Raw genomic sequence first — 15,943 nt, forward strand, 5'->3', positions numbered from 1 at the left:
GGTCCCCGGCGCCCGCGGGCGCCGGGGACGCCCTCCGCCCCGCCGCGGGACGCGCCAACCGAAACGGGCCGCGCCCGCGGCTCCGTTTCGGGCTTTCCGGGCACGATCGGGGCGTTGCGCGACCGTCCGGCACCCAAGCACAGAAACATCGCGGAACCCCCACCGCCACACAACCCGCACGTCGCAGCGGCACGCGCGACGCCGCGTCACGAGGCTCACACCCGTCCGGCGACGCGTCCTTGTACGTTTCAGTCTCTGGCACAGGCCAGAATTACGGACATGGCCCGTACTACTTCCCGTCCCCCCGAGGATCTCGCCGAGAAGATCATCGACATCGACGTCTCCGAGGAGATGCGCGGCAGCTTCCTGGAGTACGCCTACTCGGTGATCTACCAACGCGCGCTACCGGACGCGCGCGACGGTATGAAACCTGTGCAGCGGCGCATCCTCTACCAGATGAACGAGATGGGGCTGCGGCACGACCGCGGCCACGTCAAGTGCGCCCGCGTCGTCGGGGACGTGATGGGCCGCCTCCATCCCCACGGCGACAGCGCCATCTACGACGCGCTCGTGCGCCTGAGCCAGCCCTTCGCCATGCGCGTGCCCCTGGTGGACGGCCACGGCAACTTCGGCTCCCTGGGCGGCGACGACGCACCGGCCGCCATGCGCTACACCGAGGCGCGCCTGGACCGCGCCGCCGAGCAGCTGGTCGCCTCCATCGACGAGAACGTCGTCGACTTCCGGCCCAACTACGACGGCCAGGAGACCGAGCCCGAGGTCCTGCCCGCCGCCTTCCCGAACCTGCTCGTCAACGGCGCCTCCGGCATCGCGGTGGGCATGGCCACCAACATGGCCCCGCACAACCTGGGCGAGGTCGTCGCGGCCGCCCGCCACCTGATCGCCCACCCCGAGGCCACCCTGGAGGAGCTCACCGAGTTCGTCCCGGGCCCGGACCTGCCCACCGGCGGCACCATCGTCGGCCTGGACGGCATCCGCGACGCCTACCGCAGCGGCCGGGGCACGTTCAAGACCCGCGCCACCGTCTCCATCGAGAAGGTGTCCGCGCGCCGCACCGGCCTGGTGGTCACCGAGCTGCCCTACAGCGTGGGCCCGGAGAAGGTCATCAGCCGGATCAAGGAGCTGGTGCAGTCCAAGAAGCTCCAGGGCATCTCGGACCTGAAGGACCTGACCGACCGCACGCAGGGGCTGCGCCTGGTCATCGAGCTCAAGAACGGCTTCAACCCCGAGGCGGTCCTGGAGGAGCTGTACCGCCTCACGCCGATGGAGGAGTCCTTCGGCATCAACAACGTGGCCCTCGTGGACGGCCAGCCCCAGACGCTGGGGCTGCGCGAACTCCTCGAGGTCTACGTCAACCACCGCCTCGACGTGGTGCGCCGCCGCAGCGAGTTCCGCCGTGCCAAGCGCCAGGAGCGCCTGCACCTGGTGGACGGCCTGCTCGTGGCCCTGCTGGACATCGACCGGGTCATCTCCCTGATCCGCGAGGCCGAGGACACCGCCGCCGCCCGCGAGTCGCTCATGGGCGCCTACGACCTGTCGGAGGTCCAGGCCCGCTACATCCTGGAGACCCCGCTGCGGCGCCTGACCCGCTTCGACCGGATGGAGCTGGAGACCGAGCGGGACAAGCTCAACAAGGAGGTCGACGCCCTCACCGCGGTCCTGGAGTCGGACAAGAAGCTGCGCCGCCTGGTCTCCAAGGAGATGGGCGACGTCGCCAAGGAGTTCGCCACCCCGCGCCGCACGCAGCTGCGCGAGAGCGACGGTGTGGCCCGCAGCGCGGTGATCCCGTTGGAGATGGCCGACCAGCCCTGCCACGTGCTGATGGGCGTGGACGGCGCGATCGGCCGCAGCAAGGGACCCACGGTGCCGCGCGTGTACGAGGGCCTGCGCACCAGGCACGACGCGGTCCACGTGTCCGTCCCCACCACCTCGCGCTCCGCCGTCGGCCTGGTCACCGACCTGGGCCGGATGATCCGCGTGCCGGTGGTGGAGCTGCCGGAGCTGCCCGACGAGGGCGGGGATAGTCCGCCGCTGGCCTCGGGGCTGGACGTGTCCGAGTTCGTCCAGCTCGACGGGGACGAACGGGTGGTGTCGGTGGTGTCCATGGACGCCTCGGGCCCCGGCTTCGCCCTGGGCACGCGCGGCGGCGTGGTCAAGCGGGTCTCCCCCGACTACCCGCCCAACAAGGACGACTTCGAGGTCGTGGCGCTCAAGGACGACGACCGCGTCGTGGGCGTCACCCAGTTGTCCACGGGCGAGGAGGACCTGGCCTTCATCACCTCCGAGGCCCAGCTGCTGCGCTTCCCCGCGAGCACCGTGCGGCCCCAGGGGCGGCCCGCGGGCGGTGTGGCGGGCGTGCGCCTGTCGGAGGGGGCGCGGGTGCTGTGGTTCGGCGCCGTGCCCAGCCCGCAGGACTCGGTGGTGGTCACCGTCTCGGGCTCCTCCGGCGCTCTGGAGGGCAGCCAGGCCGGTTCGGCCAAGATCACGCCCTTCGAGGCCTACCCGGCCAAGGGCCGCGCAACCGGCGGCGTGCGCTGCCACCGTTACCTCAAGGGTGAGGACACCCTGCTCTTCGGATGGATCGGCCGCTCCCCCGCCCGCGCCGCGCGCGCGGACGGCAAGCCGGTCCGCCTGCCCGACCCGGTCGACCGTCGGGACGGGTCGGGTGACGCGCTGCCCCGAGCGATCGTTACTGTAGGTAGTGGACAGACCGACTCCGGGATCACCGTTCCCGGAGCGAAAGCCTGATTCGTCTCGGAAGAGCACCGCGCGCACCGGATCCGTCCGGTGCGCGCGGCGCGTCCGCGACCACGGGACAAGGGAGCGCCTCCACGTGAGCGACAACAGCGGTACCACCCCCTCCGGTGTCTTCGACGGCTTCCTAGCCGCCAACGAGGACTACGCCAAGTCCTTCTCCCTCGCTGGGCTCGAACCCCTCGCCGCACGCGGCCTGGGCCTGGTGACCTGCATGGACTCCAGGATCGAGCCTTTGGACATGCTCGGTTTGAAGCCCGGTGACGCCAAGATCCTGCGCAACGCCGGTGCTCGCGTGACCGACGACACCCTGCGCACCCTGGTGCTGGCGGTGTACCTGCTCGGTGTGGACAGGGTGCTGATCATGCCGCACACCCGCTGCAAGATGGCCTCCGTGGAGAGCGACGACGCCGTTCACGACTTCATCGAGGACCAGTACGGAGTGGACACGCGCAGCCTGGAGTTCCACACCGACAACGACCAGCTGGGCGCCCTGCGGCACGATCTGGAGCGCATCCGCCACCACCCGCTGCTGCCCGCGGACCTGCCGGTCGCGGGCGCGCTGTACGACGTGGACACCGGCCGGATCACCATGACGGACCTGTGACCGCTCCCGAGCGGAGGCGGTGACCGGGGTCGGCCACGTGTGCGCCGCACGTGCGCGGGGATCTCTTCAGTGGGACCGGAAGGCGCGGGAGGCCCCGGTGGGCTCCTGCCCGCTCCTCCGTCCCACACGCCCCACCAGGGAATGCGACCGGTACGCCGGCCGTTGTGATCCGGGACGGCCCCGCGCCGTCGGAAGGAGCACCGTGGAAGAGAACACCTACGACACCTTCAACCGCGCCCGCATGTTCATGGAACTGGGCGACCCCATCTACGCCGCCCGCACCCTCGAACCGATCGTCGACGACGAACCGGACAGCCGCTCCCTGCTGGAGCTGCTGGGCCGCGCCTACTTCCACTCCGCACAGCTCAACAAGGCCGAGCGGACCTTCCGCAGGATCATCGAGCTGGACCCGGTGGACAACTGGGCGCACATCGCCCTGGCGCGCACGCTGGAGCGCCAGAGCCGCCACGAGGAGGCGGCCACCTACCGGCGCATGCACGCGGTGATGTCCGGGGGCTCCCTGGACTGAGGGCCCCTCCCGGTCCGGCGCGCCCGCGTGCGCGCCGGGGCAGGGAACCCCCTCGGCCGGGCCGACCGGAGACACCCGCCTGAGCAGGAGCGGGGCCGGGCCCCTCGGGGCCGGCCCCTCCCGTGCCCGGGCTACGCTGCTGGGCATGGCATCCTCACCGACAGGTCCGCGGCCGGGCGACGACACCCCGTGGGTGGACCGGTGCGACGACAGCGCCCGCTCCTGGGCGGACGAGGCGGTGCGCAGGGTCGTCGCCGACGCCAACCGCTCGGCCGACACCCACCTGCACGTGTTCCCGCTCCCCCCGGAGTGGGGCATCGACCTGTATCTCAAGGACGAGTCCGTGCACCCCACGGGCAGCCTCAAGCACCGGCTGGCGCGCTCGCTGTTCCTGTACGGGCTGGCCAACGGGTGGATCCGGGAGGGCACCACCATCGTGGAGGCCAGTTCGGGCTCCACCGCGGTGTCGGAGGCCTACTTCGCCCAGCTGGTCGGCCTGGACTTCATCACGGTCATCCCGCGCAGGACCAGCCCGGAGAAGATCGCCCTGATCGAGCGCTACGGCGGCAGGTGCCACTTCGTGGACGCCCCGCCCGCGATGTACGCCGAGGCCGAGCGGCTGGCCGCCGAGACCGGCGGGCACTACATGGACCAGTTCACCTACGCCGAGCGGGCCACGGACTGGCGCGGCAACAACAACATCGCCGAGTCGATCTTCGAGCAGCTGGCCATGGAGCGCCACCCGTGCCCGGAGTGGATCGTGGTGGGCGCGGGCACCGGCGGCACCTCCGCCACCATCGGCCGCTACCTGCGCTACCGGCGCCTGGGCACCCGGCTGGCGGTGGTGGACCCGGAGAACTCGGCGTTCTTCCCCGGCTGGGTCACCGGCGCGTCCGACTACGCCACCGGGATGCCCTCCCGGATCGAGGGGATCGGCCGCCCCCGCATGGAGCCGAGCTTCGTGCCGTCGGTGATCGACCTGATGATGCCGGTGCCCGACGCCGCGAGCATCGCCGCGATGCGCCACCTGCACGACCGCACCGGGCTGTCCGCCGGAGGCTCCACGGGCACCAACCTGTGGGGGGTGTGGCACCTGGTGGCCAGGATGCTCCGGGAGGGGCGCAGGGGCAGCGTGGTCACGCTGATCTGCGACGGCGGCGAACGCTACCAGCACAGCTACTACAACGACGCCTGGGTGGCGGAGCGGGGCCTGGACCCGGCGCCCTACCGCGCGACCGTCGACCGGTTCCTCGCCGAGGGGGTCTGGGAACCTCCCCAGACCCCCTGAGGGGCCCGGTCAGGTGTCGATGCGGGCCACGTCCAGCTCCTGGGCGCCCTGCTGGATGAAGCGGCGGCGCGGGGCGACCTCGTTGCCCATCAGCAGGTTGAACACGGAGGAGGCCTCCTCGGCCTGCTCCACCCGGATCCGGCGCAGGGTGCGGTAACGCGGGTCCATGGTGGTCTCGGCCAGCTGGTCGGCGTCCATCTCGCCCAAGCCCTTGTAGCGCTGCACCGGCTCCTTCCAGGAGATCTTGCGCTTCTCCAGGTCCAGCAGCGTGCGCGAGAGCTCGGCGTCGGAGTAGGTGTAGACGTAGCGGTCCTCGGGCTTGCTGCCGCGCTTGCGCCGGGTGTTGGTCAGCTCGATGCGGTGCAGCGGCGGCACGGCCGCGTACACCCGCCCGGCCTCCAACATGGGCCGCATGTAGCGGTAGATGAGCGTGAGCAGCAGGCAGCGGATGTGCGCGCCGTCCACGTCGGCGTCGGCCATGAGGATGATCCGGCCGTAGCGGGCCGCGTCGATGTCGAAGGTGCGTCCGGAACCGGCGCCGACCACCTGGAGGATGGCCGCGCACTCGGCGTTCTTGAGCATGTCGGTGACCGAGGACTTCTGCACGTTGAGGATCTTGCCCCGGATCGGCAGCAGCGCCTGGAACTCCGAGTCCCGGGCCAGCTTGGCGGTGCCCAGCGCCGAGTCCCCCTCGACGATGAACAGCTCGCTGTGCTCCAGGCCCTCGCTGCGGCAGTCCACCAGCTTGGCGGGCAGCGCCGAGTTCTCCAGGGCGGTCTTGCGCCGCTGGGTCTCGCGCTGCTGGCGCGCGGCCAGGCGGGCCTTAGCGGCGCCGACCACCTTCTCCAGGACGCTGCGCGCCCTGGCCTTCTCCACCTTCTTGGTGGAGGTCAGGAACTCGCGCAGCTCCTTGCCGACCACCTGGGAGACGATCCTGGTCGCCGCGGAGGTGCCGAGGATCTCCTTGGTCTGGCCCTCGAACTGGGGCTCGGGCAGGCGGACGGTGACGACCGCGGTGAGCCCCTCCTGGGTGTCGTCCTTGGTGACGGGGTCGTCGCTGTTCCTCAGCAGCTTGGTGGTGCGCAGCTGCTCGTTGATCACCCGTACCAGGGCCCGTTCGAAGCCGTTGATGTGGGTGCCGCCCTTGGGGGTGGCGATGACGTTGACGAAGGAGCGCACGGTGGTGTCGTAGCCCGTGCCCCAGCGCAGGGCGACGTCCACGTCCAGGCGGCGCTCGACGTCGGCGGGCACCATGTGCCCGGCGTCGTCCAGGACCGGGACGGTCTCGGTGAAGTTGCCGCTGCCCTGGATGCGCAGCACGTCGCTGACCGGCTCGTCGGGGGCCAGGAAGGTGCAGAACTCGCCGATGCCGCCGTCGAAGCGGAACTCCTCCTCGTGGGCGGGCTCACCCTCCACGCGCTCGTCGCGCACGGAGAGGGTCAGCCCCGGCACCAGGAAAGCGGTCTGGCGGGCCCGGTCCAGGAGCGCCTCGCGGGCGATGTCGGCGTCCTTGAGGAAGATCTGCATGTCCGGCCAGAACCGGATGCGGGTGCCGGTGATCTTCTGGGCCACCTTGCGGACCTGTTCCAGGCCCGAGACCGGCGTGAACTCGGCGTCGGGGCCGGAACCGGCGAAGCGGCCGGGGATGCCCCGGCGGAAGCTGATCGCGTGGGTGCGGCCCTGGCGGTCGACCTCGACGTCCACGCGCGACGACAGGGCGTTGACCACCGAGGCGCCGACGCCGTGCAGGCCGCCGGAGGCGGTGTAGGAGCCGGAGCCGAACTTGCCGCCCGCGTGGAGCTTGGTCATGACCAGTTCCACACCGGACAGGCCGGACTTGGGCTCGGCGTCCACGGGGATGCCGCGTCCGTCGTCGCTGACCGACACCGATCCGTCGGAGTGCAGCGTGACGTCGATCCGGGTGCAGAAGCCGCCCAGGGCCTCGTCCACGGAGTTGTCGATGATCTCCCACATGCAGTGGGTGAGGCCGCGGCTGTCGGTGGACCCGATGTACATGCCCGGCCGTTTGCGCACCGCCTCAAGACCTTCGAGGACCGACAGGTGTCGGGCGGAGTAATCCTCGGGGTCGTGGACGGCTGCGGTCAAGGCGGTCACTCGGACATCTCCTGCGTCTTCAGGGCCATCAGGGCGCTGTGCGGTGCGTGCCCTTTGTACCGCGCCGCACTGACGAATAGGGGGGCGGCGTGCCGGTCGCTTGCTACCGCCGGGACCCGGCGGGAGGACGGGGGCCTGCCCCGCGCGAGACTACCACCTCCGGTGGATGCGACCTGGATGCTCCCCTTTTCCTGGGATGCCGGGCCATGAGGCGGGTACAACAAGGACATGAGACGACATCCAGGCATCAACCAGGCAGATTCCGCTGTCGGCGTACACGGGACCGGGTTGGGAACGTCCTGGTCGGGTTAAATGTTGTCAGAGGTGACTAACGCCGAGTATTGAGGATGGCGAAGTGACTGGAACCCTTGCCCCCACCCAGCCGCTGACGGCTGCTGACCGTTGCGACCGCTGTGGTGCGCAGGCTTACGTCCGGGTGCTGCTGAACTCCGGCGGCGAGCTGCTGTTCTGCGCCCACCACATGCGCAAGCACGACGACTCTCTCCGCAAGATCGCCTCGGACATCCAGGACGAGACCGACAAGCTCAACGAGAGCAAGACGGACGAGCGTTAGCCACAGAGCACAACAGAACAGGCCTGAACACCGGCGGCGGCTCCTCTCAGGAGCCGCCGCCTTCGTGCGCGCCCTCCAGTACACGGCTGTGGTACCGCGACACCTCGGCGAAGCCCGCGCGCCCGTACAGCCCGAGCGCCGGGGCGTTGTCGGCGACCACGCACAGGTAGGCCCGCCGGGCGCCGCGGTCGTACCCCCAGCGCAGCAGGTCGGCCAGCAGCCCGGAGGCCACGCCGCGCCCGCGCGCCGCGGGGTCGGTGAACATGGCGCAGACCGCCACCGACCCCCCGTCCAGCACCGCCGCACCCCGGCCCAGGCCCCGCTCGGCCGTTCCGTAGGCGGCGTCGACCCGGCCGAGGATGCGCGCCGCCCCGGTGGTCGGCCACCCGGGCCCGGGCGAGGCCGCCACCGAGGACGTGCCCGGGGCGTCGGGGCGCGCGCCCAGGTCGCGGGCCAGGACCATCGAGGGCTCCACCACCGCGTAGCCGTGGTCGGCCAACCGCCGGTCGACCTCCTCCTCGCCCGGCCACACCTGCACGCAGGGCCTCAGCCCGCGCCCGGTGTAGTAGGCGGTGACCTCGGCGACCCGCGCGTCCGGGTCCAGCACGAGCGCGCAGTTGGCCCGCTTGGTGATCCCCTCCGCGAAGCCGAACCGCCAGCCGCCGCGCTCCTCCACCTCGAACGGCGGCCAGTCCCGCGTCACCCGCCGCGCCCACTCGTGCACACCCGCTCCCCTCTCCCGGAGCCGACGATGCTATCCGGCGGGCCCGCGGGCGCCGCGGGCCCGCCCCAGGTACGGCTGCCCGGCGGGTGCGGGCCCCCGGTCGGCCGTCGTGGCAGCGTTCCCGACACGGCGCCCTCCCGGTGGCGAGGATGGCCGCATGGACTCCACCCCCCGACGAAGCCCTTTCACGTCCGCGTCCCTGAGGACGTCCCTGCTCCGCGACCTTCCGGGGCGGGCCGAAACCCCCGTGCCCGGCCCCTTTCCCGGCCGCTGGCCGACCGCCGTCTCGCTGGCGGCGGCTCCGCCGCTGCTCCTGGCCGGGGAGCTGCTCAAGGCGCCGCACCACTTCTTCTTCCCGGACCAGATCGCCGCGTACGCCGACGATCCCGTCCAGATAGCCTGGGGGTACGGGCTCTGGTTCGCCGGACTGCTGTTCCTGGTGCCCGCCTTCGCCGGGCTGGCGGCGTCGATCGCCGGGACCCGGCCCGCGCTGGGCACCGCCACGGGGACCGTGTGCCTGCTCGGCCTCATGGTGGCGGCCTTCTTCGAGGGAGCCAACTTCGCCTCCCTCCAGCTCGTCAGCTCCCACTCCCCGGAACTGGCCACCGCGTTCGTCGAGTTCCTCTACCCCCGGGTGCACGTGGTGTACGCACTGGTGTGGGCGCCCAACCTGGGCTGGGTGCTCCTGGCGGCGGGGCTGCTCGCCACCCGCTGCGTGGGCCCGGTCCGCTTCCTGTGCGTCCTGTCGATGGCGCTGCACGCCAACGGCGTCCTCAAGGGCTTCAGCGTCGCGGGCACCGTCCTGGACGTCCTGCTGTGCGTCGCCTTCGTCACCCTCGCCGTCCAGGTCCTCCGGCGCAGGGAACGGGCTCCGCACACGCCCTAGCATGGGCGGGGTATCCGACCACCGCCTCCACCCGGGAAGTTCCACCATGCTCATCCTGCTGCCGCCGTCCGAGGGCAAGGCCTCTTCCGGCGAGGGCCCCCGCCTGGACCTCGGGACGCTGACCCTTCCGGAACTGACCGGAGCCCGCGAGCGGGTCATGGCGGCGCTGGCGGACCTGTGCTCGGGGCCCGAGGAGACCGCGCTGGAGACCCTGGGGATCAGCGCCAGGCAGGCCGACGCGCTCAAGCGCAACCTGGACCTGACGACCGCGCCGACCCTGCGCGCGGCCGATCTGTACACGGGCGTGCTCTACGACCGGCTCGGCCTGCCCGACATCCCCGACGCCCGGGTCCTGATCTTCTCCGGACTGTGGGGCGCGGTCGGACCCGCCGACCGGCTGCCCCCGTACCGCCTGTCCATGGGCGTGAAACTGCCGCCCCTGGGCGGGCTGGGCGCCTACTGGCGCCGCGAGGCGGCCGCGCCCCTGGACGAGCTCACCGAAGGACGGCTCCTGGTCGACTGCCGCTCGTCCGCCTACGCCGCCGCCTACGCTCCGGGTAACGGCGTGGCCGTCAGGGTGCTGCGCGAGCGCACGGTGGACGGGGTCGCCAAGCGGACGGTGGTCAGCCACATGGCCAAGGCCACCCGGGGCGACATCGCCCGCTCCCTGCTGCTGGAGGGCGTGGACGCCGCCACCCCCGAGGAGCTGGTGTCGGCCCTGCGCGACCTCGGGCACACCGTGGAACTGCCCGAACGGCACGTGCTGAACGTCGTCGTCCGCGACTGAGGGGGACGCCGTGCACACGGGCGCGGGCCGCGGAGGCGGGACCGCGCCCGTGTGCACGGAGAGGACCTCCGGGCACACGGAGAACGGGGAGCGGCCGCAGGCCACTCCCCGTCACATAACGACTCGATATCGCGGCTTTATGCCGCACCTACAGTACGTGCGGCAGGATGGACACCGTCGGATCGGATGACACGGCACCTCGAACGACACGGTGCCTCGGATGACACAGTGCCCGGGAGACCCAAGGACGCTCCCGAGCACGACGGGCACCCCGGAGCACCAACGGGGGCTGCTCCGGCACACGCGGACGTCGCCACAACCGCGCGGAACTGGGGGTGCCGGTCCCGGGTCGGCACGCCCCGCCTTCGGGCAGGGGGCGCCGACCCGGGGCCGGTCCGGTTCTCTTCAGCCGCCGGTCAGCGTGAAAGGGCCGCCGACCGGCCGACCACCCGGGTGAACCTAGTCCAGGTAGTCGCGGAGCACCTGCGAACGCGACGGGTGGCGGAGCTTCGACATCGTCTTGCTCTCGATCTGCCGGATGCGCTCACGGGTGACCCCGTAGACCTTGCCGATCTCGTCTAAAGTCTTCGGCTGGCCGTCGGTGAGACCGAAGCGCATGGACACCACGCCCGCCTCGCGCTCGGACAGCGTGTCCAGCACCGAGTGCAGCTGCTCCTGGAGCAGGGTGAAGCTGACCGCCTCGCCCGGCTGGATCGCCTCGGAGTCCTCGATGAGGTCGCCGAACTCGCTGTCGCCGTCCTCGCCCAGCGGGGTGTGCAGGGAGATCGGCTCGCGGCCGTACTTCTGCACCTCGACGACCTTCTCCGGGGTCATGTCGAGTTCCCTGGCCAGCTCCTCCGGGGTGGGCTCGCGGCCCAGGTCCTGGAGCATCTGGCGCTGGACGCGGGCCAGCTTGTTGATGACCTCGACCATGTGCACCGGGATGCGGATGGTGCGCGCCTGGTCGGCCATGGCCCGGGTGATCGCCTGGCGGATCCACCACGTGGCGTAGGTGGAGAACTTGAAGCCCTTGGTGTAGTCGAACTTCTCCACCGCGCGGATCAGACCGAGGTTGCCCTCCTGGATCAGGTCCAGGAAGAGCATGCCGCGGCCGGTGTAGCGCTTGGCGAGCGAGACCACGAGCCGGAGGTTGGCCTCCAGCAGGTGCTTCTTGGCGCGGCCGCCGTCCTCGGCGATCCACTCCAGCTCGTCGCGCAGCTCGACGGTGAGGAGCTCGGCCTCCTCCGCCAGCTTCTCCTCGGCGAACAGGCCGGCCTCGATCCGCTTGGCGAGTTCGACCTCCTGCTCGGCGTTGAGCAGCGGGACCTTGCCGATCTGCTTGAGGTAGTCCTTGACCGGGTCCGCCGTAGCGCCCGCGGCCACGACCTGCGCCGCGGGGGCGTCGTCATCGTCGTCGTAGAGGACGAAGGACTCGTCCTCGTTCGCGGGCTTGGTCGGGGCGCCCACGGCCTCGGGCTTGGCGGGCTTGAGGTCCTTGTCCGCCGGGTCCGGGGTGTCCTCGACCAGCTCCAGCTCGGCGCCGGTGTGCTCGAGGTCGTCCAGGCCGTCCTCGTCCTCGTCGAACTCGCCGTCCGCCGCGAGCCCGAGCTCCTTGGTCGCCGTCTTCTTGGCGGCGGCCTTGAGGCCGGTGGCCTTGGCGGCCGGGCCCTTGGCCGCGGTGGTCTTGGCGGCCTTGGTCGCGGGCTTCTTGGGCGCCGCCTTCTTGGCGGGCTTCTTGGCCGCGGGCTTCTTCTCCGCCTTGGCCTCGCCCCCGGCGTCCTCGGCGGAACCGACCACGGCGGTGACCGTCTCGTTCTGCTCCTGGGCCGCCGCCGCGCGCACGGGCTTGGCGGCCCTGCTCGTCGCGGTGGTCTTGGTGGACCTGGTCGAGGTGGACCGCGTGGCCGCCGTCTTGGTGGTCGCCGCCTTGCGCCGCGGCGCCTTGCGCCGGGAGGAGGCCGACTCGGGGACGAGTACGGTCACGCCCTCCTTGGCGAGGCTGCGGAGCACGGACTGCGCCTGCGACATCGGGATTTCGGCCTCTTCGAAGGCACGGCGCACGTCCTCGGGCTCAAGGAAGCCCTGGGACCGCCCACGCTCGATCAGCTGCTGAATGACGGGCTCTTGCAGTGACTCGGACTGCTTCGAGCGAGTCGAACTGGCAGATGACACAAACACCTCTCGAACGGACGTGTGGCGAGATTGTCGGACCCGGTGGTCCGCCTGGCCGGGACCGGGCACTGCGCCCTCTCCCACCTGCGGCCTGGGATCGTCCCCACTGGGGCGGGGAAGCCGTTGGTCTTTCAAGCGTATGCGCTCTCCAGGGTCGTCCCCGTCCAGCGTATGCGCTCCCGGAGGTCACCCCCGCAGAGGATCACCCCCGCATCGCGGGGCGGAACGGCTTCTTCACTGTAGGCAAGGCAATGGACTTGTTCGTACGGTCTGTCGTCGGTCTGCCGCCGGTTCACCGGCACGGCGCGGACCGGTGCGCACCGGTCCGCCACAGACCGGTGTCCACCGGTCCGCCTCGAACCGGCACTACCGCTCCGGCACGGAGTCGATCACCGGAAGCTGGACGGCGAGCAGCGTGACGTCGTCGTCCTGCTCATACCCATCGAGCATGCTCTCAACAAGGTACTCCAGCATCTGCTGTGGATCGCCCACCACCTCCGGAGGGGCCGAGGACGCCACGTGGACGAGCTCGTCGAGTCCGGAGTAGACGGACCGTTTGCGGTTCTCAACCAGTCCATCGGAGTACAGGGCGACGGTGTTACCGGGTTGGACGAAGAATTTGTGGTGGCCCCGCGGGGAGCTGACCCCGAGCGGCGTGTCGGGTTCGGTGTCGAGCAGTGACGGCCGCGCGCCGCCCGCCACGACCAGCGGCGGGAGGTGTCCCGCGTTGCTGAGGTCGAGCTGTCCGGTGACGGGGTCGAGCACGAAGTAGACCAGTGTGGTGACCTGGTCCATACCCTCCGTGGCCGAGAACATGCGGTCCAGGCCGGCCAGGACGTCGGCGGGCTCGGGCATGGAGAAGGCCAGGGCTCGCAGCGCGTTGCGGATGCGGCTCATCCCGGCCGCGGCCGGGATGCCCTTGCCCATGACGTCGCCGAGCACACCGGCGACGCGGCCGTCGGGCAGCGGGAAGGCGTCGTACCAGTCGCCGCCGACCTGCACGTTCTGCGACCCGGACCGGTAGTAGGCGGCCAGGCGCACGCCGCGCACCCCGGGCAGTTCCTCGGGCAGCAGGCTGCGCTGGAGCTCCTCGGCGGTGCTGTGCTCCTGCTCGTAGAGGGTCGCGCGGCCGATGGCCAGCGCGCACTGTCCGGCCAGGGCCTCCAGGAACACGCGCTCGTCGTCGGAGACCTCGCGCGGGGTGGAGAAGGCGAAGCGCAGCGCGCCGATGGGGCGCCCCGCGGTCATCATCGGCAGCGCGATCCAGGCCCGCTCGGGCGTGGACCCGACGAGCTCGTCGACCTCGGGCGCGCCGTCGAACAGCGCGCTCAGCTCGGCCGGGTTGGCGGCCAGGCGGGGCAGCCGGTCGGCCACCGCCAGGGCGGCGATGTCGGGGTGGTCGGCGGGGAAGGTGGAGCGGGGCAGCTGGTGGGCGTGCGCGGCGGCGATGGTGCGCAGCCGCAGGCGGTCGCGGTCCAGCAGGACGACGCAGGTGTGGTCGGCGCCCACCCCGGAGCGGCCGATCTCGGACATGGCGTTGACGACCTCGTCGGCGGTGAGCGCCTCGGCCAGGTCGGAGGTGGCCTTCTGGAGGCGGGCGGTGCGCATGGCCGCCTCGCTGAGCTGCTGGTTGAGGCGCTGGCGGAGTTCGTCGGCCTCGCGCTCGTTGGTGATGTCGGCGAGGGTTCCGATCCACTCGGCGGTCCGCGTCCCCTCCATGACCGGGTGGGCCCTGGCCCGGTAGTGGCCGTAGCCGCCCGAGCGGATGCGCACGCGGAACATGGCGTCGAAGGGGGTGACGTCCAGGACGGAGTCCTCCCACGCGCGCTCGACGCGGGGGCGGTCCTCGGGGTGGAGGGCGTCGAGCCAGCCCCGGCCCAGGTAGTGCTCCAGCTCCTGGCCGGTGACGGCCCGCCACTGGGGGCAGTCCTCGCGGATCTCGCCACCGGGCCCGGCGGCCCAGACGATCTGGTTGCCCGCCTGGAACAGGGCGCGCAGCCGCTGCTCGTCGCGGCGCAGGGCGGCGCCGTCGTCGGCGGGTTCGGCGCCCTCACCGGCGGGGACGGCGATGAGGGCGACGTACTCCTCGTCCGTGTCCGGTTCGGTGACGGGGAACCAGGTCAGGTCCCACCGCTGTCCGGCGGGGGCGCGGTGGCGTCCGCGGACGGCCTGCCCGCTCTCGCGCGCCCGGGCCAGGCCGGTCCGGTGGTCGGCGGCGGCGTCGCGGTCACCGCTCTCCTCCAGCAGGTCGCCGGGGTCGCGGCCCAGGCACTCGGCGGGTGCGCGCCCCAGGACGTCGGCGGCCAGGCGCTGGTTGATCGTGCCGAGGAGGTCGTCGGGGCCGAGCAGCGCGAACCCGATCGGGGAGTCGGTGAGGAGGGATCCGACCGCGTCGGGGAGTTCCGCCCCGCTGACCCGGGGTGGCGGAATGGACGTCTCGGCGCTCAACTGCTCGACACCTCCGGAACCGTCGATTCCCCAGCCGTGTTTCGTTGGGGGGTGCTGCCTGGGCCGCGCGGCCCCTGTCGACCGGCCGCCCCCGGCGTGAAAGCCGGAAGTCGCGCGGCGCCGAAGGTGATCGGGGGGCTCCGCGGCTCCCGGGAGTCACGCTCGATGACTCCTCTCGGCCGCTGTCACGGCTCAAGCATAAGACACAGCCGTCCACACGCAACGGCCGTCGTGGAGGGAGGCCGCCCGTGGACGTGGAAGGTAAACAATAGGCCACCCGAGGGTCGCGTCACAGCGGACGGAGACTTTCGGCGACGTGTTTTCCGCCTATTCCCGGCGATGGGAGTTCCCGGGAGGTTTGCGTTCTCCACTCGGGGCCAGGGGCGTTATCCGCCTGAAACACCCTTTTCGCCTTGCTGAACTGCGATGACGGTGGTGTTCGGGTAAACGATGCTTCCCGGAGGTTTTATCAACAGCGTGCCGGGAGAGGGGTTGACACTCCGTCCAGAACAAGTGAAATGGGTGGAGGTCACCGTCCAGGCCATCTCCAGCTAGGGGTGTGAGCGAGAATGCTCCAGACCTTCCCGGTCCAGGATCTCAGTCGGATCTCGGCACGGCTCCACGACGAGTTCAGTGCCCTGTCCCACCGATGTGTCGAACGCTGCGTCAGCGACACCTGGAACTGCGTCGAACACCTGGGCATCACGGTCACGCCGCACCTGGTCGAGCGGGTCGCCCGCGAGCACCTGGAGGCGATGGTGAACTCCGTGCCGCCCTCCCCGCCGGCCAGGAAGCAGGCGCGCAGATCAGCCGCGGGCCTGTTCGGCGGCCACAGGGGCATACCGAAACCGCGCTGAGCCCGACGGTCACCACCAGGGGCGCGGCCTCCCCCGACGGGAGCCGCGCCTTGGTCGCGCCCGGCGCCGCCGGTGTGCCGCCGTCGGTTCGCGGGAACGGAGGAGCGCACACCCGGGGCTGGCATACGCTCGGGTGGTGCCCTCCCCGATGCCTCCGTCCCCAGGTTCCGAACCGGTTCCCCGC

General features: G+C 71.4%; 12 protein-coding genes. 8 read left to right on the forward strand and 4 right to left on the reverse strand.

All coding sequences use genetic code 11. The features are described from left to right. Positions 1-279: 279 nt before the first annotated feature. From PV789_RS21275 to cds1, 4 genes are all read left to right on the forward strand, one after another. Positions 280-2,766, forward strand: a complete 2,487-nt coding sequence (locus PV789_RS21275) for a DNA gyrase/topoisomerase IV subunit A (RefSeq protein ID WP_274974237.1) — start codon at positions 280-282, stop codon at positions 2,764-2,766. An 85-nt stretch (positions 2,767-2,851) separates the two neighbouring features. Further along, complete coding sequence (locus PV789_RS21280) at positions 2,852-3,379, forward strand: beta-class carbonic anhydrase (RefSeq protein ID WP_274974238.1); 528 nt, start codon at positions 2,852-2,854, stop codon at positions 3,377-3,379. A 202-nt stretch (positions 3,380-3,581) separates the two neighbouring features. Then, entirely contained in the window at positions 3,582-3,908 is a 327-nt protein-coding gene (locus PV789_RS21285; RefSeq protein ID WP_013154318.1) for a tetratricopeptide repeat protein, read from the forward strand. 145 nt (positions 3,909-4,053) lie between these two features. Continuing rightward, positions 4,054-5,196 (forward strand): L-cysteine desulfhydrase Cds1, encoded by a 1,143-nt coding sequence (gene cds1 / locus PV789_RS21290; RefSeq protein ID WP_274974239.1) that lies wholly within the window; start codon positions 4,054-4,056, stop codon positions 5,194-5,196. Between the two features lie 9 nt (positions 5,197-5,205). Here the strand turns inward: cds1 and PV789_RS21295 are convergent, their stop codons facing one another. After that, positions 5,206-7,311 carry a DNA gyrase/topoisomerase IV subunit B gene (locus tag PV789_RS21295; protein ID WP_274974240.1) on the reverse strand — a complete coding sequence of 702 codons (2,106 nt, stop codon included), beginning with the start codon at positions 7,309-7,311 and terminating at the stop codon, positions 5,206-5,208. Positions 7,312-7,666: 355 nt separating this feature from the next. On the opposite strand from PV789_RS21295, the gene PV789_RS21300 reads away from it, so the two are divergent. Further along, a complete protein-coding gene (locus tag PV789_RS21300; RefSeq protein WP_047869571.1) occupies positions 7,667-7,885 on the forward strand; it encodes a DUF7455 domain-containing protein in 219 nt (72 codons plus the stop codon). 46 nt (positions 7,886-7,931) lie between these two features. Here PV789_RS21300 and PV789_RS21305 read toward each other — a convergent pair whose 3' ends face one another. After that, the gene (locus PV789_RS21305; protein WP_274974241.1) at positions 7,932-8,609 is read right to left on the reverse strand and encodes a GNAT family N-acetyltransferase; all 678 of its coding nucleotides are present in this window, start codon (positions 8,607-8,609) and stop codon (positions 7,932-7,934) included. Between the two features lie 157 nt (positions 8,610-8,766). On the opposite strand from PV789_RS21305, the gene PV789_RS21310 reads away from it, so the two are divergent. Together PV789_RS21310 and yaaA are read left to right on the forward strand one after the other, a co-directional pair. Continuing rightward, the gene (locus PV789_RS21310) at positions 8,767-9,495 is read left to right on the forward strand and encodes a hypothetical protein (protein ID WP_274974242.1); all 729 of its coding nucleotides are present in this window, start codon (positions 8,767-8,769) and stop codon (positions 9,493-9,495) included. 46 nt (positions 9,496-9,541) lie between these two features. After that, a complete protein-coding gene (gene yaaA, locus PV789_RS21315; RefSeq protein ID WP_274978203.1) occupies positions 9,542-10,282 on the forward strand; it encodes a peroxide stress protein YaaA in 741 nt (246 codons plus the stop codon). A 459-nt stretch (positions 10,283-10,741) separates the two neighbouring features. On the opposite strand, the gene PV789_RS21320 is transcribed toward yaaA, so the two are convergent. Both PV789_RS21320 and PV789_RS21325 read right to left on the reverse strand, forming a co-directional pair. Further along, positions 10,742-12,454: an RNA polymerase sigma factor gene (locus PV789_RS21320; protein WP_274974243.1), complete on the reverse strand. Its 1,713-nt coding sequence runs from the start codon at positions 12,452-12,454 to the stop codon at positions 10,742-10,744. Positions 12,455-12,820: 366 nt separating this feature from the next. Further along, positions 12,821-14,902, reverse strand: coding sequence for a SpoIIE family protein phosphatase (locus PV789_RS21325; protein ID WP_274974244.1), 2,082 nt, complete (start codon positions 14,900-14,902; stop codon positions 12,821-12,823). A 569-nt stretch (positions 14,903-15,471) separates the two neighbouring features. On the opposite strand from PV789_RS21325, the gene PV789_RS21330 reads away from it, so the two are divergent. After that, positions 15,472-15,759: a hypothetical protein gene (locus tag PV789_RS21330; RefSeq protein ID WP_274974245.1), complete on the forward strand. Its 288-nt coding sequence runs from the start codon at positions 15,472-15,474 to the stop codon at positions 15,757-15,759. Positions 15,760-15,943 lie beyond the last annotated feature (184 nt).

The organism is Nocardiopsis camelliae (assembly GCF_028993595.1).
Classification (GTDB): Bacteria; Actinomycetota; Actinomycetes; order Streptosporangiales; family Streptosporangiaceae; genus Nocardiopsis; species Nocardiopsis dassonvillei.

Bases quoted from the DNA above. Each gene is read 5' to 3' on its own strand.
- yaaA (WP_274978203.1), top strand. From the start codon at position 9,542: ATGCTCATCCTGCTGCCGCCGTCCGAGGGCAAGGCCTCTTCCGGCGAG.
- PV789_RS21330 (WP_274974245.1), top strand. From the start codon at position 15,472: ATGCTCCAGACCTTCCCGGTCCAGGATCTCAGTCGGATCTCGGCACGG.
- cds1 (WP_274974239.1), top strand. From the start codon at position 4,054: ATGGCATCCTCACCGACAGGTCCGCGGCCGGGCGACGACACCCCGTGG.
- PV789_RS21310 (WP_274974242.1), top strand. From the start codon at position 8,767: ATGGACTCCACCCCCCGACGAAGCCCTTTCACGTCCGCGTCCCTGAGG.
- PV789_RS21275 (WP_274974237.1), top strand. From the start codon at position 280: ATGGCCCGTACTACTTCCCGTCCCCCCGAGGATCTCGCCGAGAAGATC.